The 25,422-nt window shown below is 59.6% G+C and carries 25 protein-coding genes; 17 read left to right on the forward strand and 8 right to left on the reverse strand.

The features are described from left to right. Window positions 1–17: 17 nt before the first annotated feature. Window positions 18–1,202: an ROK family protein gene (locus ACSSVG_RS23825; protein WP_492419394.1), complete on the reverse strand. Its 1,185-nt coding sequence runs from the start codon at window positions 1,200–1,202 to the stop codon at window positions 18–20. A gap of 288 nt (window positions 1,203–1,490) precedes the next feature. On the opposite strand from ACSSVG_RS23825, the gene ACSSVG_RS23830 reads away from it, so the two are divergent. From ACSSVG_RS23830 to ACSSVG_RS23860, 7 genes are all read left to right on the forward strand, one after another. After that, window positions 1,491–2,390 carry a substrate-binding domain-containing protein gene (locus tag ACSSVG_RS23830; protein ID WP_492419396.1) on the forward strand — a complete coding sequence of 300 codons (900 nt, stop codon included), beginning with the start codon at window positions 1,491–1,493 and terminating at the stop codon, window positions 2,388–2,390. Window positions 2,391–2,448: 58 nt separating this feature from the next. Next, entirely contained in the window at window positions 2,449–3,453 is a 1,005-nt protein-coding gene (locus tag ACSSVG_RS23835; protein WP_492419397.1) for an ABC transporter permease, read from the forward strand. After that, window positions 3,453–4,241 (forward strand): ATP-binding cassette domain-containing protein, encoded by a 789-nt coding sequence (locus ACSSVG_RS23840; RefSeq protein ID WP_492419399.1) that lies wholly within the window; start codon window positions 3,453–3,455, stop codon window positions 4,239–4,241. The genes ACSSVG_RS23835 and ACSSVG_RS23840 overlap by 1 nt, the downstream gene beginning before the upstream one ends. An 8-nt stretch (window positions 4,242–4,249) precedes the next feature. Then, on the forward strand, window positions 4,250–5,275 hold the full coding sequence (locus ACSSVG_RS23845) for an NAD(P)-dependent oxidoreductase (protein ID WP_492419400.1): 1,026 nt from the start codon (window positions 4,250–4,252) through the stop codon (window positions 5,273–5,275). Beyond that, window positions 5,275–6,297 carry an aldose epimerase family protein gene (locus ACSSVG_RS23850; protein ID WP_492419402.1) on the forward strand — a complete coding sequence of 341 codons (1,023 nt, stop codon included), beginning with the start codon at window positions 5,275–5,277 and terminating at the stop codon, window positions 6,295–6,297. The genes ACSSVG_RS23845 and ACSSVG_RS23850 overlap by 1 nt, the downstream gene beginning before the upstream one ends. A gap of 38 nt (window positions 6,298–6,335) precedes the next feature. Beyond that, on the forward strand, window positions 6,336–7,529 hold the full coding sequence (locus tag ACSSVG_RS23855) for a Gfo/Idh/MocA family protein (protein WP_492419404.1): 1,194 nt from the start codon (window positions 6,336–6,338) through the stop codon (window positions 7,527–7,529). Window positions 7,530–7,744: 215 nt separating this feature from the next. Further along, window positions 7,745–7,918 carry a hypothetical protein gene (locus ACSSVG_RS23860; RefSeq protein WP_492419406.1) on the forward strand — a complete coding sequence of 58 codons (174 nt, stop codon included), beginning with the start codon at window positions 7,745–7,747 and terminating at the stop codon, window positions 7,916–7,918. A gap of 156 nt (window positions 7,919–8,074) precedes the next feature. Here ACSSVG_RS23860 and ACSSVG_RS23865 read toward each other — a convergent pair whose 3' ends face one another. Both ACSSVG_RS23865 and ACSSVG_RS23870 read right to left on the reverse strand, forming a co-directional pair. Then, entirely contained in the window at window positions 8,075–8,305 is a 231-nt protein-coding gene (locus ACSSVG_RS23865) for a helix-turn-helix domain-containing protein (RefSeq protein WP_492419408.1), read from the reverse strand. A 178-nt stretch (window positions 8,306–8,483) separates the two neighbouring features. Further along, on the reverse strand, window positions 8,484–8,993 hold the full coding sequence (locus ACSSVG_RS23870; RefSeq protein WP_492419410.1) for a hypothetical protein: 510 nt from the start codon (window positions 8,991–8,993) through the stop codon (window positions 8,484–8,486). A gap of 167 nt (window positions 8,994–9,160) precedes the next feature. Between ACSSVG_RS23870 and ACSSVG_RS23875 the strand changes: the two genes are divergently transcribed. Then, window positions 9,161–10,159 (forward strand): helix-turn-helix domain-containing protein, encoded by a 999-nt coding sequence (locus ACSSVG_RS23875; RefSeq protein ID WP_492419412.1) that lies wholly within the window; start codon window positions 9,161–9,163, stop codon window positions 10,157–10,159. A 745-nt stretch (window positions 10,160–10,904) separates the two neighbouring features. Here the strand turns inward: ACSSVG_RS23875 and ACSSVG_RS23880 are convergent. From ACSSVG_RS23880 to ACSSVG_RS23890, 3 genes are all read right to left on the reverse strand, one after another. Next, window positions 10,905–11,675: a ParA family protein gene (locus tag ACSSVG_RS23880; protein ID WP_492419413.1), complete on the reverse strand. Its 771-nt coding sequence runs from the start codon at window positions 11,673–11,675 to the stop codon at window positions 10,905–10,907. Between the two features lie 1,134 nt (window positions 11,676–12,809). Then, window positions 12,810–14,735 carry a MarR family transcriptional regulator gene (locus ACSSVG_RS23885; RefSeq protein ID WP_492419415.1) on the reverse strand — a complete coding sequence of 642 codons (1,926 nt, stop codon included), beginning with the start codon at window positions 14,733–14,735 and terminating at the stop codon, window positions 12,810–12,812. 113 nt (window positions 14,736–14,848) lie between these two features. Then, a complete protein-coding gene (locus ACSSVG_RS23890; RefSeq protein ID WP_018779737.1) occupies window positions 14,849–15,082 on the reverse strand; it encodes a hypothetical protein in 234 nt (77 codons plus the stop codon). Window positions 15,083–15,703: 621 nt separating this feature from the next. Between ACSSVG_RS23890 and ACSSVG_RS23895 the strand changes: the two genes are divergently transcribed. From ACSSVG_RS23895 to ACSSVG_RS23905, 3 genes are read left to right on the forward strand one after another with little or no spacing between them, the layout of a single operon-like run. Further along, window positions 15,704–16,153: a hypothetical protein gene (locus tag ACSSVG_RS23895; RefSeq protein ID WP_492419417.1), complete on the forward strand. Its 450-nt coding sequence runs from the start codon at window positions 15,704–15,706 to the stop codon at window positions 16,151–16,153. Further along, entirely contained in the window at window positions 16,150–16,596 is a 447-nt protein-coding gene (locus tag ACSSVG_RS23900) for a hypothetical protein (RefSeq protein ID WP_144651040.1), read from the forward strand. The genes ACSSVG_RS23895 and ACSSVG_RS23900 overlap by 4 nt, the downstream gene beginning before the upstream one ends. A gap of 6 nt (window positions 16,597–16,602) precedes the next feature. Beyond that, the gene (locus tag ACSSVG_RS23905) at window positions 16,603–17,517 is read left to right on the forward strand and encodes a hypothetical protein (protein ID WP_492419419.1); all 915 of its coding nucleotides are present in this window, start codon (window positions 16,603–16,605) and stop codon (window positions 17,515–17,517) included. Here ACSSVG_RS23905 and ACSSVG_RS23910 read toward each other — a convergent pair. Together ACSSVG_RS23910 and ACSSVG_RS23915 are read right to left on the reverse strand one after the other, a co-directional pair. Beyond that, window positions 17,514–18,665, reverse strand: coding sequence for an alpha/beta hydrolase family protein (locus ACSSVG_RS23910; RefSeq protein ID WP_492419421.1), 1,152 nt, complete (start codon window positions 18,663–18,665; stop codon window positions 17,514–17,516). The two genes, ACSSVG_RS23905 and ACSSVG_RS23910, sit on opposite strands and share 4 nt — an antisense overlap. Before the next feature lie 187 nt (window positions 18,666–18,852). Beyond that, window positions 18,853–19,191 (reverse strand): ArsR/SmtB family transcription factor, encoded by a 339-nt coding sequence (locus ACSSVG_RS23915; RefSeq protein WP_492419422.1) that lies wholly within the window; start codon window positions 19,189–19,191, stop codon window positions 18,853–18,855. Between the two features lie 367 nt (window positions 19,192–19,558). Between ACSSVG_RS23915 and ACSSVG_RS23920 the strand changes: the two genes are divergently transcribed. From ACSSVG_RS23920 to ACSSVG_RS23945, 6 genes are read left to right on the forward strand one after another with little or no spacing between them, the layout of a single operon-like run. Further along, window positions 19,559–20,632, forward strand: coding sequence for a M23 family metallopeptidase (locus ACSSVG_RS23920; protein WP_492419424.1), 1,074 nt, complete (start codon window positions 19,559–19,561; stop codon window positions 20,630–20,632). Beyond that, window positions 20,632–21,165, forward strand: a complete 534-nt coding sequence (locus ACSSVG_RS23925; protein ID WP_492419426.1) for a hypothetical protein — start codon at window positions 20,632–20,634, stop codon at window positions 21,163–21,165. Before ACSSVG_RS23920 ends, ACSSVG_RS23925 begins: the two co-directional genes overlap by 1 nt. A 41-nt stretch (window positions 21,166–21,206) precedes the next feature. After that, complete coding sequence (locus tag ACSSVG_RS23930) at window positions 21,207–22,394, forward strand: MinD/ParA family ATP-binding protein (protein ID WP_492419428.1); 1,188 nt, start codon at window positions 21,207–21,209, stop codon at window positions 22,392–22,394. Window positions 22,395–22,408: 14 nt separating this feature from the next. Continuing rightward, complete coding sequence (locus ACSSVG_RS23935; RefSeq protein WP_492419430.1) at window positions 22,409–22,753, forward strand: hypothetical protein; 345 nt, start codon at window positions 22,409–22,411, stop codon at window positions 22,751–22,753. Window positions 22,754–22,756: 3 nt separating this feature from the next. Continuing rightward, the gene (locus tag ACSSVG_RS23940) at window positions 22,757–23,539 is read left to right on the forward strand and encodes a hypothetical protein (RefSeq protein WP_492419432.1); all 783 of its coding nucleotides are present in this window, start codon (window positions 22,757–22,759) and stop codon (window positions 23,537–23,539) included. After that, the gene (locus ACSSVG_RS23945; protein ID WP_492419434.1) at window positions 23,520–25,421 is read left to right on the forward strand and encodes a hypothetical protein; all 1,902 of its coding nucleotides are present in this window, start codon (window positions 23,520–23,522) and stop codon (window positions 25,419–25,421) included. Before ACSSVG_RS23940 ends, ACSSVG_RS23945 begins: the two co-directional genes overlap by 20 nt. Window position 25,422 lies beyond the last annotated feature (1 nt).

Genomic DNA, 25,422 nt, shown 5'->3' on the forward strand with positions numbered 1-25,422 from the left:
GTAGGAGAAAATTCTCTCTACGCTGCGTTCAGAGAATGCTCGACGGCCAGTACCCCTGCCCCGATGATGGCAGCAGTGGCCTCCGGGCTGGCCTGCACGATCGTCAGCCCCTTGGTCGCCAAGGGCATCGCGCGTGCAAAGACCACCTCGCGGACGCCGGCGATGAGATGCTCCCCCACGGACGCGAGGGATCCGCCGATCACGATGACTGATGGGTTGATCAGACTCACGGTGGACGCCAGAATCTCTCCCAGATCGCGGCCGGACTGACGCACTGCCTGAACGGCGGCGATGTTTCCCGCTTTCAGAAGTTCCATGAGTTCAGCTCCGGATTCCACATTCAGGCCATCTGCCTGGAGGCGCCCCAGGATCGCCGGTACGCTGGCCACGGCTTCAAGGCATCCATGGTTCCCGCAGTGGCATGGCGTGTCCGTGTCACGACTGAGCCGTACGTGGCCGATGTCGCCGGCGGTCCCCTTCTCGCCCCGGAAGAGCTTCCCATCAAGGATCAGGCCAGCGCCGATACCCGTGGAGAGCTTGGCAAAGAGAAGATTGGTCTCCTTCGGCCATTGGAGCCTCCTTTCGCCGAGCGCCATGAGATTGACATCCTTTTCCACCAAAACGGGCGCATCGATGCGGCCCCGGAACCACGCGACCGTATCGAAGCCGTCCCACAAGGGCATGATGGGTGGGTTGATCGGACGCAGGGTGGCGTGTTCGATCGGTGCCGCCAAGCCCACCCCCACGGCGGCGATACGGGCCAACCCCCATCCCTCCGCGACGAGCAAAGCCTGGGCCGTAGCCCACGCCCACTCAAGGATCTCCTCGGGAGAGGTGGATGCATCCACTTTGCATCTCTGCTGAACGATGAGGTGCCCGGTGAGGTCAACGAGACCTGCCGCGGCATGAGTTGCTCCGATATCGACGGCGAGCATGACACGGCTGTCTGGAATGAGCTGGACCCTCATCGACGGACGCCCCCCGGAATAGACCGGATCCTCCTCAAAGCGCACCAGACCCACCGCTACGAGTTCGTCCACCCTCAGCGCAACCGTAGAGCGGGCAACCCCAATAAGGTCCGCGATCCGCACCCGTGTACGCGCTCGTCCATCCAGCAAAGTCCGCAGGACCTCGAGGGCCCCCATGGAGGTGCCAAGGCACCCTGTCATGACTGCGCTTCGGTCGACTTTTGTCCGTGGCATCGCGACATCTTTCGTTCGTGGAACTAACCCTAGCCAGTTCTATCGTCAAATGTTTATCCTGTAAAGCCAAACTTACGTTGACTATCGTCAAAAGTGAGATCTATCGTGATTGAAGTAGCCCATTGTGGGGCTCATCACACCCCTTTGAGAGGCAATACGATGAAGTATCGGCATCAGACAATCTTGTCCGCAGTAGGGCTTCTGGCTCTTTCCTTGACCGCATGCTCGTCCGGAAGCGGGACCGAAGGGTCCTCCGGGGGCACGCCCGGCCAGCCGGCGAAGGTCGCTATGGTCCTGAAGACGACCAGCAACCAGTTTTGGGCCACGATGGAGCAAGGAGCCAAGGCTGCCGCGGAGGAATCCAAAACCTCCCTCACTACCCAGTCCGCGACGGCGGAAGGGGCGATCGAAGAGCAGACCGCGCTGCTGCAGAGCCTTGCAGGTCAGGATTATTCCTGTTTCGCGGTCGCCCCGATCAGCGGTACCAACCTGATCCAGCCCTTGTCGGCTGTGCAGCAGGCCGGGCACACCATCGTCAATCTCGACTCGGCAGTTGACGCCCAGGCCGCCGAAGCAGCGGGGGTCCGCATAGCGTCCTTCATCGCATCCAATAATCAGGACGCGGGCCGCCTCGCCGGAGAGCAGATGGTGAAACTGCTCAATGGGACGGGATCGGTCGCCGTGATCGGGGGCATCGCCGGTGACGCCAACAGCGCAGCACGCACTGGTGGGTTCGTTGCAGCCGCGAAGGCTGGCGGGTTGACGGTGGTTCAGGAGACCGCAGCTAACTGGGACCGGCAGGCCGCCCTCGATGCTGCCGATAACATCCTGCACTCGAATCCCGACCTCGGAGGGTTCTACGCGGCGAACGACACCATGGCCCTCGGCGCCGTCCAAGCGAACGTGAACAACGGCAAGAAGGCTTTCGTCATCGGCACTGACGGTAATGAAGACGCCTTGAAGTCAATTTCCGAAGGGGCCCTGACGGCCACCGTTTCCCAGTACCCATCGGCCGTGGGCCGGCTCGGAGTAGATGCTTGCCGCGCCGCGGCCGGAGGCGCCACTCTTCCCGAAAAGGTCGACGCGCCGATCGCCCTCGTGGAGTCGTCCAATGTGAAGGATGCCCTTGCGAAGTTCCCGGAGCCATTCGCCCCGTACGAGAACCCGTTCACCGCTCTCATTCGCTGATCTTCTTCCCCACCCAGAGGCGCCTGTAGCCCGCCTCCCCTGATACAAGGAACAATTCATGTCCTCTAACACCTCAACCCCGCAGGCGGAGCTCCTGAAACCTCCCGGCCTAACCAGCCGGCTGGGCCTGACCAAGGATCAATTGGGAATGGCTTCGATAGCCAAATGGGCGCCGGTCCTGGCGCTTATCATCCTCATCGTCGTAGGTCTGCTGGCATCTCCGTCGTTTCTGAGCCAGGGCAATATCCGCACGCTCCTGCTCTCCTCCACTATCCTGATGATCCTTGCCGTGGGTCAGACCTTCGTCATCTCCACGGGTGGCATTGATCTGTCCATTGCCGCGATTGCGCAGCTCTCCGGCATTGTGATGGGGCTCTGCTTTGCTGCCGGCGCCCCCATCGGCCTGAGCATCTTCGCTGCCGTAGCCGCCGGTACTGTTGCGGGAATCCTCAACGGCCTGGTCGTGGCAAAGGGTCGCATCACCGATTTCATCGTGACATTGGGCAGTTTCAGCATCCTTTCCGGTCTCACATTGCTCATTTCCAATGCCAAGCCCCAAGTGGTGAACTCGCCGCTGTTGACCACCATCAGCACCGGCGGTATCGGCATCTTCAGTTTCATGATCCTTATTGCAGTCATCGTGGCCATTCTGGGACGGGTGCTGCTGTTCAACACCCCCTTTGGAACGCACGTCCTGGCGGTGGGCGGCAACAAGAAGGCAGCCGACGCCATGGGCATCAGTTTCGTCCGGGTCAAAGTTGGCGTTTATGCCGTCAGCGGGCTGCTGGCCGCTGTTGGAGGCATCCTGCTGGCCGCCCGGTTGGGCGCCGCCGAGCCCACGGCGGGATCGGCTTACCAGCTCACCTCAATTGCAGCCACGGTGCTCGGCGGCGTGAGTCTGTTCGGTGGAAAAAGCAACATCATCGGCCCGCTCATCGGCGCCGTGGTCCTCACCGGCGTCGTCAATCTGCTGAACATCACAGCAGTGCCCGTCTACTACCAGCCCATCGCCGTCGGAGCGGTCGTCATCCTGGCAGCCTTCCTGCGCAGATATGAGAAGTGATGAAACAAACAGAAACCCTCCCCTTTGCCACAGTCCCCGCACCCGAGAACGCACTGCTGAAAATCGAAGACCTTCAGCTGAGGTTCGGACCCGTAACTGCTTTGGGTGGAGTCACCATGCACGCCATGCCCGGAGAAATCACGGCCATCATCGGGGACAACGGGGCCGGTAAATCCAGCCTGACCAAGTGTATTCTCGGCGTTTATGAAGCGACCTCCGGGTCGATCTCCTTCAACGGGCGCCCGGCAGAGGTCAAAACGCCACATGACGCCAAAGCCCTCGGCATCGAGGCCGTTTTTCAGGACCTCGCGCTCTTCGATGACCTGACGCTCTGGCAGAACATGTTTATCAACCGGGAGCTCAAAAAGGGGTTCGGTCCCTTTAGTATCCTGGACAAGCGTGCGATGATCTCCCGCTCCGATGAACTCGTTCGGGGCCTTACGGTCAACGTGCCGGATGCCAAGAGGACAGTGCGCAGTATGTCCGGCGGCCAACGCCAGGCCGTGGCCATTGCCCGTGCGGTCGCATGGGGATCGGAACTTGTGATCATGGACGAACCCACTGCCGCGCTCGGAGTACGCGAACGAACCGAAGTTGAGGACACCGTCATTGGTCTGCGAAACGACGGACGGTCCTTCATGCTGATCAGTCACAGCTTCGACCAAGTCATGCGCGTCGCCGATGCCGTTTGGGTCATGAGGCAGGGCCGTGCCGTCGCACACCGCCGCATCACCGAAACCTCTGGCGAAGAACTCGTCGCACTCGTCACCGGCGCCCAGACAAACTAAGGATTCTTGTGGAAACCGCAACCAAACCCGTCGTCATCCTGAAACCCGCCCCGCAGCTACGGGACCGGATCTTCTCTACAGCCGCTCTGAAACGCCTTAACGACACCTTCGAAGTCATTGACCTGGAAGCCAACCCTGACCCGGGACTGTTCGAGAAGCATCTCCCCGACGCCTTCGCCGTGGTCGGACAACCAGACCTGGATGCACCCACCTTGGAAAGGGCCAAAAGCCTCAAGGCCATCGTTAACGTCGAAGGAAACTTCTTTCCCAACGTCGACTACGGGTCGGCCTTCTCCAAGGGCGTCCGGGTTCTAGGCTGTGGGACCGCCTACTCCCAAGCAGTCGCCGAGTTCTCCCTCGGCCTGGCCCTGGACCTGGCCCGTGGCATCAGCCGTGAAGACCGGGCAGCCAGGCGAAACGCTGAACGGTACGTGAGCGAGAGCAACATCGACGCCATACTACTGCGACGCGCAACGGTCGGCATCCTCGGCTACGGCAACCTCGGACGAGCCCTGCATGCACTGATCCGCCCCTTCGACAACGAAGTACTGGCCTACGACCCGTGGCTACCGGATGCGGTACTGCGGGATGCTGGAACCAAACCGGCCTCATTGGAAAGGACACTGCGCGAGAGCCAGTTCATCTTCATCTTTGCCACCGCCACAGAGGCGAACCAACATCTGCTCGATGCCGCAGCGTTGGATCTGATTCGAGACGATGCGCGCATCATTCTCGTCAGCAGAGCAAACGTGATGGACTACGACGCTCTCCTGGAGCGCCTCCAAGCCGGCCGGTTCTTCGCCGGAGTAGATGTTTGGCCGGTGGAGCCAGTCCCCGCGGACAGCCCGTTCCGAAACCTCGAAAACGTCATCCTCTCCCCGCACCGCGCCGGAGGAATCCCCGAAGCCTTCTACTCCATCGGCGACATGGTGAACGATGACCTGGAGTTAATGGCCGCAGGCCTTGCCCCGGTCCGTCTGCAATCCGCAGCGCCCGAGCTCGTGAGCCGCTACCGCAACAAGCCCGTGGGCTAATGTCCCGCTCAATTGTGCTTGAGGACGACTACATGCGCGTAGTTTGTTACCCCGAGCATGGATTTACCATCGGGTCCCTCGTTGACAAGCGTCACGACGTTGAACTGCTGTGGAACCCGCCGGAACCGGACTTTGGGGCGCTGACCATGGACCTGGGACCGGCCGGTGCGGCTTCGAGTGAGTACTTTGACCGGCGGATCCTCGCCGGCGGCTGGTTCGCCATGTTTCCCAACAGCGGACCAGCCGACTCGGAAGGTGGGCGGTGGATGCACGGCGAAGCTCCCCGCATTCCATGGCAAGTAGTCTCAGTGTCGGACGATGGGGTCGTCTGCGAAGTACTGACGCCAGCATCCCAATTCAGGCTCACACGAACCGTAGGACTTACCGAGGGGCTTTTGACCGTCCAGACAAGGGCCGTGAACACCTCCGCGCATCCGATCGAAGTAACGTACGGCGAGCACCCATGCTTCAGAAGGGAGGCCTTCGCGGGCGGCGCGGTGAACACTTCACGGGGTACCCCAGGCATGATCGGCTCACAGGGAGACCCCAGGAACTCACAGCTGGTCCCTCGTCAAACCTTTCTCTGGCCAACGGCAAAAGCCCGAAGCGGCGAGGACACGGATCTTGGCCACATTCCTCAAGAGCCGGACGGCCGCCACAACCACATAGTCATCGCCCCGGCCGACGGAAGCCTTGAATTGTTCTCCCCCTCGGACTCCCACATCAGAATTTCCTGGGAACCGGCGGCCATGGACTACGCCCTGTTGTGGCAGCACTACCAGCCCGAAGGCAGTCCTTGGGATGGTGATGTGCTGGCCATCGAACCAACGTCTACGCCCGAGCGAACCTGGGAAGAGTCGGTGAAGGCCGGATCAACCCGGACCGTCCACCCGGACGAATCGATTGAATTCGGCTGCTCTCTGCAACTCTTGGCCCGGCAAAAAGACAACACCTCGCCCCCGTCCGCCCGGCCCAGCGAGGCACCGCTCAATGGGCCACCCGATGCCCTCCCCACTGCCTAAAGGCAACACCTCGTCAACAACTTTTAGGAACTGGAACAATGACACACGACCTTCCCGCCGAATCTTCACCAGCCCAGGGCCGGGCTGAGAGACGCCCCTTGGGTGTTGCTGCGATCGGATACGCCTTTATGGGCAAGGCCCACTCCAACGCATGGCGGAACGTGGCAAGCTTTTTCGACGTTCCGGCGTTCGAGCAGAAAGTATTGGTTGGCCGGGATGCCGGACAGGTCTCGGAAGCAGCAGCGAAGTACGGCTGGGCTGAATCCGCCACTGATTGGCGGTCGGTGCTGGAGCGGGACGATATCGACATCATCGATATCTGCGCCCCGGGCTGGATGCACGCCGAAATCGCCATCGCGGCCTTGGCCGCGGGCAAGCACGTCCTTGTGGAGAAGCCTCTGGCCAACACGTTGGACGAAGCCGAAGCGATGACGAAGGCAGCCGCAGCGGCACGGGAACGTGGCATTCAATCCATGATCGGTTTCAACTATCGCCGTGTACCCGCCTTGGCTTTGGCCCGTGAGTTGATTGCCGAAGGCAGAATCGGCACCATCCGGCACGTCCGGGCCGCCTACCTGCAGGATTGGCTGTCCGATGCCGCATCACCCATGTCATGGCGGCTACGCAAGGAAACGGCTGGCTCAGGCGCTCTTGGGGACATCGCTTCCCACGCCATCGACCAGATCCAATACCTCACGGGCCAAACCATCCTGGAAGCAACAGGAACCCTGAAGACCTTCGTCGCGCACCGCCCGGGACCGGATGGGAATGAGGAGGTGACCGTGGACGACGCCGTGTGGGCCACCTTCTGGCTCACCGAAAACATGGGTGCTTCCGTCGAAGCCTCCCGAGTTGCGACCGGACAGAAGAACAGCCTGCGGATCGAGGTTTATGGGACCGACGGCGCCCTGACCTTCGATCTTGAAAACCTCAACGAACTCCGCTTCCTAGATGCCACTGCCCCGCCACGGGAACAGGGCTTCCGCCGATTGCTGGTCAACGAACCCGAACACCCGTACATGGAAGCTTGGTGGCCACAGGGGCACATCATCGGATGGGAGCATACCTTCACCCATCAAATCCGGGATTTCCTGGTCGCGATCGAGGATGGCATTGCTCCATCGCCGTCATTCGAAGACGGACTCCAGGTACAGCGCGTCTTGGCCGCCGTCGAAGAATCCGCCAACAACAAGAGCACCCTGACAGTCATCCCAGCACCGCCGGGCCGCTAACAGCCACAAGCCCAGCCCGGACAAGCTAAAGACAACACAACAGGATCCACCCCAACCAACATTGCTGCCCGAAACCTCCTCCGACAGGACGGGTACTGGAGTGACCCCGGCGTAGGAAGCCGCTTCGTGAAAGAGGTCGTCCATCAATCCGGGAACGCACCGGCCCGGACTTTCACGTCGGGCTCCGACTGTCCATCGAACGTTACGGATTGGTCATGGCCGACATGGTCCAGCTTGTCCGAGAACTGCTCGCCAGCAGGGACCTCGCCGATCCTGGCTACCGCGCGAACTCCTTCCCCGTGACACGGGGCCACCTCCGCGCGGAGAAGCTGGAAGAGCCCTTCGTGACGTACTTCGCCGGCAACTGGCCACAGTTGGTGGAAGGCTGACGGCACCCAATTGCCAATGGCACGGTGAGAGGCTGCGGCAATCCTTGGGGGCACCTCGGACCCCAAGCAGACCGCCCCCACCGTCAGCCATCAATCGATCTGGAGCCGGCAGACACTTCGCTGCATCGGCCCCGGAAGAGCACGCACGTTGGTCAGCTACTCGGGCAACTCCCCCGCTGCAATTCGCTCAGCCGTCCGCCGGTAGGCCTGGGAGATGTAATCCTCAACATCCGTGGCAGCAATACGCCACACGTTCCGGCCACCGACCTGGAACCCCCTAAGTTCGCCGGACTTCAATAACGCCCTGATCTGGCCCACTGAAACGTTCAGTTCTTCGGCGACCTGCTCGACAGTCAGGAACCGGTGCTTCTTGGCTTCATCGGACATTCGTCCATCGTAGAAGGAGGAAAGCGAGGTAACTCGCGCCGCACCATCTGTAGGCCCAACGACCTAGGGAAAGTTAGGGAATGTTGTTGTACACTGAACGTGAGCTTCCATCCTGAGGGGTGGAGGAAGTGAAGCCAGGACCCCCGCTGTTCATAACGGGACCTGGCTTTCGCGTTTTCTAGAGATCTATCCGCGAGATCTTGACGTCCTCAAGGATCGTTTTGAAGTATCTGGGTTCTCCAGCTTCAGCATCCCCAATGGCACCTAAGACTTGATCAGCGATCCAAAGCATTGGGTCCTCGGAACCCCTAAGCCACTCGACTCGCAAGCCGACGGGCAGGGCGCCCTTGCCTCTGAGGTTGGGGATCAGTTGCCGATCGCGTTGGTTCAGCGATTGGGTCCGAGCTTCGAAAGTCACGCTCGTACCACCCAGATCTTCCACCTCCCAGCAAAGCCTTTCAATGCACTTGGCACGTGCGCGCTCCTGCCGCCGCGGATCCAGGGGGCTGGCGATAACAACAATATGGTCCAGACTCAGGGAAGATACGGCTTCTACAGACAGCATCTTGGCTCTGGGGTCCAGATCTCGCCAATGAAGTTTCGGGCCCTTCTTGTGAATCCCCAACATGGCCTCGCGAGCCTGGGTCGCCGTCACCTCGTCCGCAAGAGCGGCACCAAGCATGTACATGGGTGATGGCACCTTGGTAAGGCGCATACTCTCATCGCTCCATGCCCCAATGCTTCTCGGTTCGCCTCCCGTCAACCCACCCATGCGCTTCGTACCCTCCCCTGCTGCAGCCACCCCGCCTCAGAGCAGGCTTCCAATCATCATCGAGACTACCATGATGTGTATCAATGAAACATATTGCCGTGTATTGTGTTGTCATGACACAAAATTCGATGGGCATTGGTCGACGCATCAGCGCTTTCCGTAAACGGGAGGGTCTATCAGCCCAGGATTTGGCGGAAGATTCTGGAATGTCCCGGTCAGTCATCGCCAATATCGAGACGGGGCGTCGCGAAGACATCACGGTCAGTGAGCTCATGGCGTTATCGAGAGCCTTGCGCGTACCTCCCGTGGCTATCCTCTTTGACGTAACGAGACCACTCGCCCCAGTACCCGCTTCCAGCGATGGCGAGCCTGAGATTATGCCGATGAGAACTATCGATCTCGTAGACTGGTTTGCCGGCATCGACGGCCCGGCGGAGTGGAGCTACGACCGTGCGTCAATGGAGGAAGAACTAGCCACCAAAGGACCGGCGGTCATGCCAATGACCAACCTGGTCTTGGAAGCAACCTATAGCGACAGCGGGTGGGATGCAATCCGCCTCCTCACCGTAGGACGGCAGCTTCGAACCGCCAGAGAGACCCACGCCGAGCTCATCCGCGACTTCGCATTTGATGTAAAAACGGGGAGTTTCGGTTGGGAGCCGAACCCGGACGAGCATCGCCATCTAATGGACGCCGTGAGTGACCTAGTTGATATCGAAGCAGCCATCCCGCTGGAAGAATTCGTGAACAAAGTTAAAGAGATCGCTCCCGGCAAAGCCTCCGATGCTGAGACAGCGGTGAGACGTTTGCGCTCGTCCGCCCAAGACCTTCGCCGCTTCAAGGGTCTGCTGAAATCCTTGGGCGGGGACGCAGGCGAGTCCGCCCTTCAAATAGACGACGAACACTCGTTTCCCTCCTTCGGGCGCGAGCAGATCCTCACCCTTTGGACACGGATGAAGTTTCAGTTCCTGCGGGACCTCGTCGAAGGCGACTTCAATCCCAAGAAGCACCGGACATACGATCAGATTCAAAGGGCAATCAAGACGGGAAAGCTACGCCGTAAACCGGAACAAACTTCATGAACAGATTCATCTGAGATGAGAATCAGATTTCTTACGCCGCCGTATCCCGCCGGAGCCGCCCAAGGGTACTGTTGCTTCGAACTCCACCCAGAGCCTGGTGATAGGTTCGAGAAGCTGCGGAGGGAACCATACTCCCGCGCGAAAAGTGGCGCCATCCATAAGGACCACGCCAGATGTCAGACTACTCGTTGGGCGCCGGTGACCTGACCTCGTACCACGCCCACTATCATTTCTAAACGAATCATCGACGTCGTCACCAGAAGCTGCCACCTGGAAAGTGCTCCTGGCGAAGCTCGTTAATACCAGTCCGTGCGAACGTTGCTGTCCCCCACCCACCTGCCACCCCTTTTCCGAGCCACGTAAGAGAGAGGGGCGTCAGGAATAATTATGTCCAGACAGATTTAATTGCGGCGGAGTCTCTCCCGTAAGGCCTCGTCGAGTAGGTCTGTAATGGTGATTCCGTATCTCATCGAGTAGGCATCCAGTTCATCGCGAAGGCCAATCTCAATCTTTGATGAGAAGGGTTCCATGCGGCGCTTACTTCTCGGTCTTCCTGGACCCGGACGCCTCGCCTCGAGGTCAGTTGGGGGTGCCAGTTCCGCTTGTACTTGTGCGTTCGCCGCGGTGGCCTGAATAGACTCCCCCTGTTCCACAGTTACAGTTCGCTTCTCCGCGGATGTCAGAACGTCCACGACATCGGCGGCTGGTGCTTTACGGATTGATGATTTGCGATCCAAAGCCATGATTAATTCACCCCATCCAGATAGCGTGCATGCGCAACAAATTTTTCGGTCATGATAGCCGCTCCACGGCCTGCTAGCTTGGTGAGTGGCGAGCGTGTACTGACGGAGTCCTGCATCGCCGTTCGGAGAGGAAGATGAGGCTCTCTTACGTCGGCGCCGTAGGTATCCTCCAGCTCTCCGATTTGGAAGGAGTGTTCGGAAGTGAGGGGTGAACTCGTCTTATTGATGATGATGCCCAGGAACTCCAGCTGAGGATTCAAATGCGGAAGGGACCTGACCTTCTTCACTGTGTCGAGAAACTCCGTCACGCCCTTCACAGAGAAGGCTGCTGGTTCAGTGACGGCAAGTACACGATCCGCCCAAATGAGTCCGTTCAACGTCAGTCGCCCGAGGGCTGGTGGAAGGTCGATGAGGATGTGGTCGTATTGTTGAAGCTCGTCTGCCCCATATGCTGCAGTCTTGAGCCGCATCTCGGGCGTTAAGAGTGCCTCCGACTCAAGTCGTGCCAGGGACTCAGAACTTGGGATCAGATCAATACCCGGCCATGTAGTTTGGGTGATGGCTTGCCCGAGTGTCCCCGATTCTCCCCCGTACAGCACATCGAACACGTCAAACTCCCCAGCCCCTTCAAGTGCTTCCGTGACATTCGATTGAGGGTCGAGGTCGATTACCAGCACGCGCTTTCCAATGAGACGCAGGCCTGTAGCCAGCCCCAGCGTCACTGACGTCTTGCCCACGCCGCCCTTGCGGTTACCTATAGCCGTAACTCTCATACTGGTCCTCCAAAGCCTGCCGGGTATTGATGAAGATCAGTCAATACATCCTTCAATCAATCATTCATTCGATCCAGACATCAATCTATCAAGCAATCAATACATCTCGCAATCCATCAATACATCGATCAATCTTTCTGTCATGACATAATTATTTATTAGTGGGTTATCGCTTCGGTCGGCGGCCCAAGGCGTGAAAGTGGTAGGGGTCGTTTGCCCATCCGCTCCTGGGCAAACGACCAGTTCGCCCCGTTACGGCAGAGCCTCCCGGACTGAGAACAGTGCGCCCATGGCTTAACGCCCACATCAATCAATCTTTCTGTCATGACATAATTATTTAATGGTAATTGCCCAACTACTTGTGAGTTTCCTAGGGCGCTTAAGGCCGAGGCGTCAGTCGCGCCGCTTACGGGGAGAACAAGTAACAGCACGGAACAATCCGCGGCAAGCCTGTAGCGCTTGCAACCCATAAAATAGGAGATCGTCAACAAAACCTGACAGATAGGACGTCGCATGGAATGGGATCTAGGAGACGGATTCCACTGCGGACGACTTGGGGTCCTTTTAGACGATGGTCGACTGGGGTCCAGCCACCAACATGACGGGACGATCAGCGTCCAAGGAATCACTGGCCGACACAAACGAGATCCGCACAGGCCCGGCTACGAGTTGCTGGTGGAAAGCGCAGCTGCAGGTTGGCAAGGTAGCTGCGAATGCGGCTGGACCGGTAGAAAGTGGCAGCGAGTCCTTGGGGCAGGTAGTACCGACATGGCGAGATACCGAGCAAAAGCATTGATCGGATCACCAGCTATACCGCCCTTATCGGTAGAAGAGTCCATCATGAGCGAATGGCAGAAACATGTACAGGCCTGGGCACTGCAAATGGCGGCTCGCAGTTATGACCGGGCAGCTGCCCGTCTTGACGAGGCTGTCAACGCTGCACGAGACTCTGGTCTGACATGGGCCGATGTAGGCGCAGAAACTGGAATGTCACGCCAAGCAGCACATCAACGATGGACCCGATCTAGATAATCCTGCTCAGATGGAGCTACACAACCTATACAAACAAACGACGTTCTGTCTTCACTTGCTAACGATCTCGTCGTCCGAGACCTGTGGTCCTCCCGCTCCGGGTCACATCGCTCTGGTGAACGCCATATCAGCGAGGGTCCATTCGTCAGGTGGTCCTTCATAGGCTTCCCACGGGTAATCTTCGGTAGGGGATAGGAGCTCCGCTACCGTATTCACATTTCTCGAAAGCCACTCCCGCCAGATGACCCGCTCGATGCGGTACCTCTGTAGCTGGCCGGCCACGGACTCGAGAACTCCAAAGTATTCAGCAAGTTCGTGGAGGGACGTCGAAGCGACGACTGTCCAGGATCTTCCACCATTCCTTGACACCATGTTCCAGGCTGCCAAGGTCTCAAGACTTTCGCTCACGGCCGTCCTGGACAGTTTTGTCTGACCCACCAACTCTGTGGTGGTCAAACCGGGAGTGCGCTCCAGTGCTTCGTATACAAACGCTGCAGGCAGGCCCAGTTCCCTGAAGACGGGCCTGAGCGCATGGATCTTCCCCTTCCGCCAGGACAAATCTTCGGCACTTGGCAGAAGGCCTTCAGGAATTGTCAACATGTATAAGTCTCCCTTGGTCCCTCGCCCGCGCTCCACCAGGGTCACTAGAGGATCCTTTTCAGAGCGCAGAGCTCTCAGGTGGGAGCCCACGGTTGTGTGGTCAAGACCTGTCGCCACTGCGATTGAACGATCACCAAACTCAACAAAACGAGAAGCGGTCATGTGAGCGGCTGCTCCCAGAGCTCTCAAAACCATCCGCCGAGCCAGGCCGATGCGGGAGCTAGCATAAACGGGCTCTCTTAGTCGTAGCGCGTTTTCCCAAGTCCGCAGGTAGCGGTGCTCGCTGGCGGCATCTAGGTTAGACGCGGCTCCTGGGGGGGCCTGTGTATTTGGCTGGCTTGTGGGGGATCTACGTGCATTGTTATTCCCTTCACCTTTGAACTGGTTTTTTCGTAGGTAGGTGATCGCGTTTTTCCAGTCTCGCTTCAGAGAGGGAAGTCTGTGGCTGGAGGGGTAGCGGGCATAGAAAGACGCGAGTCCGGGCCAAACACCCTGAAGCACCCGCCGTTCTACATCCATGAGTTTCATGCCCGCGGCGGCCGCAGCGGTCAGGACAGCCTGACGTGCCTCTGAATCTGATGCGTACCGGTTCGCATCGTACAGGCCTGATAGCGCCAGCTGCTGCATAGGCCTGGACATCCGACCGGCCATTTGCGGTATTTCAAAAGCTGAGTTGTCTGCAGACAACGGCTGCTCCAGTCTCAGCCGTCGTACACCAGCGATTTCGTCCTTTAGGTCTGCGCGAATTGTTGCCCATACTTGTTCCTTGTTTGGGCGTTTCGCAACGTCATACGCCATGCTGAGGCTCATGGCGAGTTCCTGGTAGCCGCCACGCTTGTGCGGTGACCCAGGGGTTCGCATGCAACCGTGAAGCATGTTCTGGTGCGGCGTCTTGTCCAGTGTGCGGTATCGGGTGCCTAATGCCTCGACAACATCTCGTGCTTCAGAAAAGGCAATCCGTTTTTCCAGCGGTATGTATACGTGCCGTCCTCCATTGGGCGAGTGATCTTCAATCCACCGAGCCCCACAGTTGTGCAGCCATGTTTGAAGAGATTTCACATCGGATTCCACCCAGTCGATGCCCGCAATCGACGAGTCGAAGTCAAGGAAGATTGCCGAGCAGCTGCCGTCTTTGCCGAAGATCCGAACGGCCGCAGGAAAGGTGGGGAGGGTCTCAGTCAGAGCGCGTTCGTGCTTCTGGGGATAGGTCTTGCCGCCGTCCCGGGAGAGGCGGATGCGGGGTTGACCTGCAAGAAGAGGCGCCAGCGCAGCCCACACTTGAGCGGCGTTGGAGGTCTGGGATGGCTCCTGAGACACGCCAGTAGCGTCGGCTGCTGGCAGCACGAGAGCGTGCTGTTGTACGATGATTTTGTTCCTGTTCAGGGAATGACGAAGGGCCGATCCTGCCAGATCGGTTTTGCTACACAAATGAAGGCCTGTTAGGGACTTCCATATACGATTTACGATCTGTCTGCCAGCAAGCTATCCGGATCGTGAATCTTCAGCTTCGAAGGCCCGCTAATGGCGGGCCTTCCTTGTATCTACGAGGCCATGCGGATCGGGAGTTCATCCTGCTGAGTGAACTGACCCAGCAAAGCCAAATCTTCGCGCAAGGACCGGTCGACTGCAGAGGCAACATAGTCGGTGACAGTCATGCCTTTTGCGGCGGCGATCATGTGAACGTCCTCCGCGGTCTTGGCCGGCGTGCGGAAGCCAATGTATTTGCGGAGGCCCTTGCTGGGCCGACCGCCTCCACGATTGATTACTGCGCTCATTGTCAGGTCCTTTGAATCTCGCACAACCAGAGGTTGTAGCTGGTTCATTGTTGGTGCCACGTGCAGTCGATCGAATTTCTGTTTACAGCTATCGACTGAATCGAACCTAGCACCGTGCCGAGTCCCATCGGGGGATTTGTTTACAGAAAACGGCCGTGCGTGTCGCCGCCCACTGCTTGTGAAGCTGATGGCTGGCTTCAGCCTTGATGCGGGTGAATGTCGGGTCCATCTATTCACGCACATGGGCTCAGCGTCCAGCGAGTTGGGGGGGTGAAAGAGACAGGACTGGGCGCGGCGCCATGCAACAGTGGTGGGGTGCCCGCGGCGGCAGTCCCTTGAATTCAAGCCACGCCATCCTTTCGTTCCTGCGACAAGCGTCCGCCGAAACCCGCTTTTCAGTGAACCTGATAGGTACCCATGCGGGTTCCGGCGGCATCAACTTGAATCCCCCAAGAAATCAAGTACGAGACAGCCTACAGACATGCTTCGCACATGCACAACTCAGTTGTTACTCATGGCCTATACGGTATGCATGACATCAGGTAAAGTTTTGTGTCGGCTGTCCGCCGCTCTATAGCGGTCGCATCGCAAGCAGCTGACCTTGGCTGAAGGAGCTTTGAGATGGCAAATGGGGGTCGTAGCGTGTTCCTTACGCAACAGCAGAAGAAGGAGCGCCTGGCGGATCGCATGGGCATCCTGGTGGATATCTGGGAGTCCGACAACAACGCGGCGCTTACGTACAATCACGTGGAGGAAGCACTTTCTGCCAACGGGATCCATCTGTCGCGGACACGGTGGTCATATTTGATCAATGGCACTGGCAGCCTGGTGACCGATCAGGAACTTCTGAGGGGCATCGCAGAATTCGTTTTTGATGTGCCGGCCAGCTATCTCGTTGATCTCAACAGTGAGACTCCTCCCGAGGTGGAAGCGCGGATGGAGTTCCTTGTACAGATGCGCAAGCTCAAGGTGAAGAACTTCGCTGCAAGGAACCTAGGCGCGACGTCGCCGGAAACACTGCGGATGATCACGAGGATTATCGACTCGTCGATGAACGGTGAGGATGAATGACCCTCCCACCTGTACAGGACAAGGTTCGGGAGTTGTGCGGTGACGGCACGACGTCGATGAAGGAAGTCGTCGAACGCCTGACCGTGATCTGCGAGAAACCGATCAATCTGATCGAGTACAACGAGTCCTGGGGTTCCCTGACGGCGTTCAAGGCCGAATTCGAAGATCGCATCAACGTGTATTTCCCCCCGCAGAAGTCCCAGCAGTACAAGCTCCACTGCATCTATCACGAGCTCGGACACATCTACTTGGAGAGCCTTCAGGTAGCCCTTGCCCTGCCGGATCTCTCTGGAGAAATGCTGAGGGAAACCGCGGACGCGATTAGCATCACCTGCCGTTCGGTTCCGAACCACCCTGTCGAGCGGTGGGTGGAGGATTTCGCGTTCGAGATGTCGAAAAAGACACGTTCACGCAGCTCCTCCGATCTTGATCCTTTCCTCTGATAAACCATGAAACTGTTGCTCTTTGGGCTGCTGAGCGCCCTATGCCTCCTTCGGATCCCCTCGGTGGTCAAGGTCGCGGAATCCCGAGCCTCGTGGGTGGCCTCGATCTTCGGGCTCGCGGCACTCTATGTGTTGGGAACGGTTACACCGTTGGAGGATATTGACCGCTACCTCGGTGGCATCAATGTGACGAACCTGCTCCAGGCCGTCTTCGCGCTCCTGGCAATCTTCTTCTTCAACGACAGCGTGCGGCGTCTTGCGAACGTACCCATAATCAGATGGACTTACTACGCGCCGTTGCTGAGCATTCCCATCATGGTTGCCAGCTTCACCCTGATTCAGGACAAAGGTCCAACGGCCGCGGACTTCATCGATACCCGCATGGACCAGCTCGCTACCGCCGTGTACAGCGGCATATACATGCTCGCGCTGTTGTTCACCGTCCTCAGGATCATCTACATGCTTCGGCACAAAGCCAAGGGACTGTACGCCACATTCTCAGCGGGCCTGCTGGTGGTTGCGGTCGCCGTTTCGTGCCACATCACCTACGTGGTGCTGTTCCATTTCTCGCCCTCGGACGCCCTAGCCCGGGATATCGGCGCCTGGTTTGACCGCCTTTTCTATGTAGGCCTTTCAGTGACCGCCGCGGGATGGTTGATTCTCTTCCTGTCGAAGCAGCTGCCCAGACTGCGTCTCTGGATGATCGATGCTCTGTGGCTGACCGCATTGAGGATGCGCGTCCGTGCCGATCGGTCACGAGTCAGTCCGGCCTGGGATCTCTTCAATGAAACGCTCGAAAACGGCGTCTACAAAAGCCTCATTGTTCTGCACAACTACGAGCGGGTGAACTTGATGGACTTCCCGGACTCTGTTCAAGGCAGGATCAGCAACATCGAAGCCAAGCTCGACGCGCGGACCTAGCTCTGATCGGTCAAGATCCTGTTCCTAACCCACCTGGTCAGTTCGTTGGTGAAGGTAGAAGGCGAGGCGTTCCACTCCTGGGTGTGGTGAGCCTCGGGTAGTGATATCAAGGTGACGGTGGTCGGATTCGCGCGTTGGAACCCGGCCGAGATCTCCCAAGGAACTTCTTGATCAGCGGTCGAGTGCAAGACCAAGGTGGGGACATCCACTCTGTTGGCTACGTCCACCCAATCGAGCGCATCGAAATCAATCGGTTCTTCCAGCCCGAGCATCCTCGCGAACACGGGGACACCCAACAGGCGCATAACAAGGCCGGCACCAACCGCCGGCACCCGGGCGCGCACTGCTCCTGCTGTAATGGCTTTCCGCCAGCTGGTGACGGGACCTACCAGGACGAGCCCGACGATCCTGTCCCGGTGGGCGCTGCGCTCTGCCGTAAGCAGGGCCATGGTCCCACCCATGGACCAGCCGGAGAGGATGACGCGCTTGGCTCCCTGAGCAACGGCATAGGACACGGCACTTTCCACGTCACGCCATTCCGTTTGCCCCAGGTGACTCGATTCCGCCTGGGGCGGGCTGACCTCGACGTCACTGCGAAAAGTGGGAACCAGAGATGTGAATCCTAAGGAGCTGAATGCATGGACATCTCGGAACATGATCGACCGGTCCGTCCAGCTGCCATGGATATGGATCACCCACACGTCCTGATTTGCGGCCTCAAATAGCCATGCCGGCGCCGCACCGTACTCGGTGGGGACATCCACCTCTTGATAGTGACCGCGGACGGCAGCTGGCTCAAAGAAAACGTCGGGGGTCCAATCGACGATTGGACCAAGACCTCCCGGCGTAGAGCTTGACTGATCGAGCAGCCTTTCTACGAATTTTTGTTCCTCGTCGATCAGGGTGACCGCACCGACTCGCGTGTATTTGGCCGTCACAGGGTCGAACACGCCGAAGTCACCTGGGGCTTTGGTGTAGTCGTCCAAGTCAATGCGGACGCGACGTCCGCCGTCCACCATCTCTGCCCGGCGGTAGTCCTTTGGGCCTCGCTTGACGATTTTCCGAGCCATGACGATGGAGAACCCGGAAAGCCCTGCGGCCGGCACAAGGAACGCCAAGCAGCACAGGATGCGCCGTTTCGTCAGCATTGGGTCTTCGTCCTCCAAGGCGGATCACGGGGGAATGGGACCCAGACATCGTATCGTCCCTTACTGCTTGGTGACGGCGTAGATCATGCTCACTACAGGCGTTGCACATGTTCACTACAGGCATGTAACGTGCTTAGTGAAACAAGAAGGTATTGCTATTTGACAAGGCTTGTTATGACTGCGGCGTTCATCTACCGCGGAGGTAGCTGACATAGGCAGGAAGCATCTCGAACTCCACGGCATCAATATTGGCCTCGTACTTCACGCGCCTGCCATGACGTTGACCTGCAGGAAAGTCGGCCGTGACCGCGCCGGAAGCCTCGAGTGCTTCCAGGTGGTGTTGAAGACTGGGTCGGGTCAGCTTCCTGTTGTCGTCGTCCAGGACGATCCCCTTGAGGATTTCGCCGGTGGTGCAGGGGCCGTTCTGATGCAGGTAACGCAGTATGGCCGCGTGGGCACGATTCCCGAGAACTTCGATGGCTGCCTCAACCTCCTGCGGATGATTGGGCTGGATGAGGCGCGGCATGCGTCTATCTTGCCCGATTATTCGGATAGCTCTGAGTCGCAGCATAAAGTGTATCGCTAAATGATCAACTTTGAGCTACAGTCAAATTGTAGGCCTTACTCGAAAGAAGGAGGCGCAACGTCCTTCGGAAGGGGATCCTGCCGAAGGACGAGATGCGTCTCATGCTGACGATGTGACAAGCATCTTGGTTGGAGCGAGAGAAGAATGGCACGCCAGCGTGGACTTGATTGTCAGTCGCTGGCAGTAGACAAGAAGCGATGCCCATGGGGGAGGGACAGGTTTTGAAGAACATGCTGCTGTTCTGTACACAGCGGCCGTTGAACGCGTCACTGCCTAACTGCCGCAAGCAACGTCCGGTGGTGAAGCGATGACCGTCCGCAAAGTCATTACCGGTGCCTCGATCGTTGCGCTGCTGACCGCTGGGCTTGTCACTGTTGTCCTGGATGACAGTGATCCGGCGCAGGCGGCATCATCGTGTGCTGCACCCGCCGGGGCAGCCGCTGGATCTGCCCCCGCCGGGGGAGTGGCCGGGTTTGATGCCGAGCAAATGAAGAATGCCCAAGCGATCATGAACGCCGCCAAGTCACTCAAGCTGCCCGTCTCCGCGCAGCTGATCGGCATCCAGGCTGCGATCGGTGAGTCCACGCTCCGCGTCATCGACTACGGCGACGGAGCCGGGCCGGATTCGCGTGGTCTGTTCCAGCAGCGCGCCAACGGCGCGTGGGGATCCTACACAGACCGGATGGACCCCACCATTTCGGCGACGAACTTCTTCAAAGCCCTCCAGAAGGTGGAGGGCTGGGAAACCCTCGAACCGACCATCGCCATCCACCGGACACAACGGAACGCGGATCCGAACCACTACACGAAGTTCCGTGCCCAAGCCACTGAAGTCTTCAAAGCCCTGGGCGGGGAATCCGCCGCCGCCGTGGACCCGTCCGGTGTCTGCCCGGCCGAAGGCAACCAGGTTGTCGGGGAATTGGCCGGTAAGTGGGTCGCTCCCATGGAAGGGGCGATCAACAGCAGCGGCTACGGTCCCCGCCCTGCACCTCCCGGCACCGCCGGGGGAGTACTGGCCAACTTCCACTACGGCATCGACTTCGTTCACCCAGGCGGGCCGGGAACGGTTGTTGCCCTGACGGACATGAAAATCGTCAAGGTCCGCAACCTCGATGGCCTGTTCGGCACCGGGGTGACCGGCCAGACCATGGACGGGAAGCTCACCATCGGCATGTACCACATGGAGGCCGGATCGGTGAAGGTCAAGGAAGGCGACACCGTAGCCGCCGGAACACCCTTGGGCGCCGAAGGCGCAACGGGCAACGTCACCGGCCGCCACCTGCACATGGAGTTCTTCGCCGGCGCCCTGCCCAACCCCATGGTCCCGATCAATCCCACCATCGACCCGACCCCGATCATGAAAGAGAAAGGCATTCTCTGATGCGCAAGCACCTCGCACTCACCGCCGCACTGGCCGTTGCGCTCTCGCTGAGTGCCTGCGCCGGAAACGCGGGCACCGAACCCGCCACCAATTCCACCCCCACCGTGAATACCGGGCAGTCCGGCCAGGAGAGCCACAATGCCGGCGACGGCCACGACCACGGCGCCGATGAGCATTACGGCGTCCCGGAGGTGACGTGGGACGCCGCCGCTGAGAAGTCGGTCAAGGACACCGCAGCCAAGGTCATGGGCCTGTTCGCCCGTCCCGATGTCCCGGAGACAACCTGGTTCGCTGACCTCGCCCCACATCTCGCACCGGAATACGCCGAAGACGCGAAGTATATCGACCCGGCCAGGGTGCCCATCCGGAAAGTCACGGACGGGCCCGCTATCAGCAGGGACGCCGGCAATCCGCTGACCGTCACGGCAACGTTTTCCACCGATGCGGGCCCCTGGACGATGTTCCTGCACCGGTCAGGACAGCAGCAACCATGGCTGGTCACAGCCATAACACCCCAAGAACCGACGTCATGAAACCACCCACAGAACCTGAAACGAGCGAGAGGAACCATCCGATGAGCACGAACTGGCAAGGAAGCGAACGGAAGAGCCGCGCACCCATCAGCCTGACCGACACCGAACCCGAAGAAATCACCCCGGAACCGGCCCCGATCATCCACGCAGTACCGGATGCCGAACCGGCCGCAGCAGCAAAGGCCGAAACCCCTCTGGTGGAGGACCTGCACCGGGAGGCTCCGCTGGTCAGCGGCCGCCGCAGCGCCGCTGTGCTCAGGAAGGAGAACGTGAATGACCAGCTGCCGCCGGCCACCGGCTGGCAGGCATTCCTGCGGGCGGTCAGCTTCGGTCTGATCAGCCCCAAGGTGGGCGCAGCGGAGTTGGCACGCCGGGCGGACCTGTCCGCGATCCAGCGCGTGTATTCCCGCCCGATGCAGATCATGGTCGCCCAGCCCCTGGGAGGTGTGGGCAAGACGATGTGCAGCGTCGGTCTGGGTTCCACGTTCGGGATCCACTCCGGGCAGCAGACGCTGGTGTGGGACAACAACGAGATGATGGGCACCGCCGGCGTCCGGACCAATGCGAACGACTCCACCCGCACCGTGTGGGACCTGTTGAACGTTCTGGAGTCCTTCGAGACCGTCACCGCCCGCAAGGGCGAGCTGTCCTACTACACCCGCCATCAGGGGAACAACCAGTTCTCCGTCCTGGTCGCGGACGAGGACGCGGACCGGATGAAATCCATTGGTGCCGATGAGTTCAACCGCATCCACACGGTGGTGAGCCGTTTCTACGACACCATCATCGTGGACACCGGGAACAACACCCGCTCAGCGAACTGGCTCGCCTCCATCGAGGTCACCGACCAGCTGGTGATCCCCACAACGCTGAAGCGCAACGCTGTCGTCTCCGCACTGCGGATGATCGAACAGCTTGAATCCATGTCCGAGCGCACCGGCAACCCGCACTACAGAGACCTGGTGACCAACGCCGTCGTCCTCGTCACCCAAGGCGGCGGGGCGAAAGTATCCGCAGCCGAGCAGGCAGAGCTTCGCGAAAACCTCTCCTCCGCAGTACGGGTGATGATCGACATCCCGTATGACGGGGCGCTGGACACCGGCTCGATCATCGACTGGCAGCTCGTCGGCGACCCGGCCCGCCGCGCCTTCGAACGCGCCGCAGCGGAAATCGCTGAAGGCCTCCTGGCCGTTGACCGCGCCACCGCGACCAAAACCATCAACCGATAAGGAAACCAAAAACAATGTTCAGCACCATCAGCAACGAAATCATCATCCGATCCGCCGCGCCCATGATCGACAACCCGCTGGACGGCGTGACCCCCAGCATCAGCGTCCTCGGCGTCAAGTTCGAAGGAGCCGTCCAAATGGTCCTCGGTGCCCTCTGGGCTCTTGCCCTGCTCATCCTGGCTGGATACTTCATCTGGAACCTCATGAAGTGGGGCGTCGCCCGCAACCGCGGCCACTCCGATGACATCGAAGAAGGCGCAGCAGGGGCCAAGAAGACCGGTATGGCCTTCGGTATGGCCGCCGGGGCCAGTGTCATCATCGGTGGCATTCTGGCTCTCGCAACGGCAGCAGGAGCCTAGCCCATGCGGAAGCACTGGAAACTCCTCACAGCCTTGGGGGCGGTGATCCTGGTCATCGCTGTTGCCGTCGTACTCCTGAACCCGCCCGCACCGGCGGCCAAGCAGGATGACCCCAGCCCCCTGCAGTCATCCGGGAAGTTCGGATTCCCAGTCACCGGGATCAAGATCGGCGAGGGCGGGACCAAAACCGCCAGTGACGGCAAAACCATCACCGGCTACAACGGCAGCTGCGACTCAGCCGCCCAAGCAGCCGCCAACTACACCCACCTCATCGAAGACGTAAACACTTCCACCTGGGCACAGCAGAAAAAGACCTTGGCTGAAGTTGGCAAGGCTGGGACCTGGACGGAGAAGGTCACCTCAAAAGGGGATCTACTGACCACTTCAAAGGATCTAGCCAGTCTCTCTTTTGACGGTGGCTGGGTTTACCGTTCCGATGTTGCTGCTGGTGGTCTGTACCGGATGGCCAGTTGCGAACCTAAAAAGACTGCTGTGGTTCAGGTGTTCTTTGGCGCCACCAGCGCCAACGTTAAGGCAGCTCCAAGTGCTTTCTTCCAAACGGCTACCCTTGCACTGGTTTGGGATGGCGACTGGAAGATTGCCGACGCTGCGATAGTCGCAAATGGCCAAGATTTCGGCGGCAGGGTCAAAGACTCCGGCCCGATGAGCGTGGGAACCAACATGGATGACGAAGCCACCCCGGTTCTCCGCGACGAGCTGGTCAATGCCTTCTTCAAGGACAAGACCCGTGAGGGGTGGGTTGAGTATGCAAACGCTAAGCGTTAGCAGAACCGTCCGCCTAGTCGCCATCGTCCTGGCGATGTTCCTCAGTTTCGGAATCCTTGCCGCCGGTCCCGCCCACGCAGCGGATGACGTGAGTAAGTCCGAGAAATTGAACGCAGACCAGCTCAAGCGCCTGGCTGGTTTGCCCGCGGATCAGCGCGACAAGATCCGGGACCGCATGAACCAGGAACTGGGTAAATCAGTCTGCGCCGACCCGTGGTTCTTCGGACTCATGGGCGGAAACGATTGTGAGAGCGTCTCTGCCAAAGCCTTCGGGACCTTCTTGACCACACCCGAAAAAGTTCTGGATTACGACGGAAAAAACACCGTCCCGTTCTGCGCCGCGCTTCCAAACGTTGGTGCACCGGCAACCGGCTCTGCCTGGTGCGCCCAAGGGGCCGTATTCAGTAAGTTCGCCCCTATTGCTGGGGTGGTGATGCGGACGGCCATCTCCACGATGCCGGGCGGCCAGGTTGTCCTGGGCACCGTGGATACTGTGGCGTTCATTGCTAACGCGAAGGACGGGTTTGAGAAGTTTGCAAACACCGTGAAGGCCGAGGGTGTGAAGTCCACCAACGAGGTGTTGAACAACCTTTTGAAGGTCTCCGTGTTTGAGATTGATGACGCCTTCCGTGCCACGTGGGCTCTGTTCGCCGGGATCGGGATCATCGTCATGGGTTTGATGTATTTCAAGCTCTGGAAGGACGTTGCGAACGAAGAGATCGATATGGACTCCGCCCGGACGTCTTTGCTTTGGTATGGGCCGTTGTCCATGATCCTGGTGCTGTTCGGACCAGCTATCGGCTATGTGTTCAACGGATGGATGAGCGGTGTCACTGAAGGAGTCACGTTCTGGACCTCCAGCAGGGTCACGGACTTCGGCGTCGCTATCTCCCGGTTCGCGTCCTACGAATCCAACGGCGCGTTCGGTCCCTTGGCAGCGGTGCTGCTGTTCGGTCTATTGTTCCTAGCTGCGTGGGCCATGCTCGGGTTGCTCGCGTTGCAGCCGTTGGCCCTGTACCTGCTCGGTTTGGGCATTGCACTGATGGTCGGGTTCATGATCCACCCGAAGTACCGCGAACGCGTGGGCAAAGTCAGTGCTCTGTGGCTCGGGATTTCCCTGTCAAAGCCGCTGCTGCTTCTGCTCATGGGAGCCGTGTTCAGCTACATCGCCTCCCGTCCGGCGTTTAGCGGCGAGGGCGTGGACGATGGCATGGTGAACGCCACGTCGGTGTTCCTGGCCGCGGCCGCGATGTGCGTTCTGGCCTTCGCCCTGCCGCTGCTCTACAAGTACGTCCCGATCCTTTCTGCTTCTTCGACCAGCCTTGGAGAGGGCCGCCAGTCCGTCGCCGGACCGGCCATGGTCGCCGGCGCAGGCGCTGCGATTTCCTCGGCCATCCGGCAGAAACGGACCGCGCAGGTACAGTCCGGCGCTACTGGCGGACGGAGCGGGAGTCCTTACGGCGCCGCCGCCACGAAGGGTCCTTCGTCGATGGCCACTCAATCAGAAGGCCAAGCGGGTTCAGGACCGGGATCGAACGGTTCCGGGATCTCGGGCCGCCGGAGTGCAGCCTCCAGGGTTCCGAACGAGCAGGGTGCACCCTCAGGCCAGGACCGCCAAAGCGGCCAGACACAAGGACAGCCGGAAACCCGCACGATCGGGGAGCTGCAAAAAGCCGACCGCGCCGGAACCGGCGGGGCCAAGGCAGCGCAAGATTTCAAGACCGGTGCCGGGGCAGTAGGCCGAGGATCGGTGAAGGTCGCAGCCGGTGGCGCGACCGCGTTCCTGCTGGCAGGCCGGGAAGCGGCGCGCCAAGCCTCCATGCGCGGCCAGCGCTCGACCCGTTCAATGGCGCCGGATACCGACCACATCAGTGGTCGGTAAG

The sequence above is a fragment of the Paenarthrobacter sp. E2MeOHC11 genome (assembly GCF_058744955.1).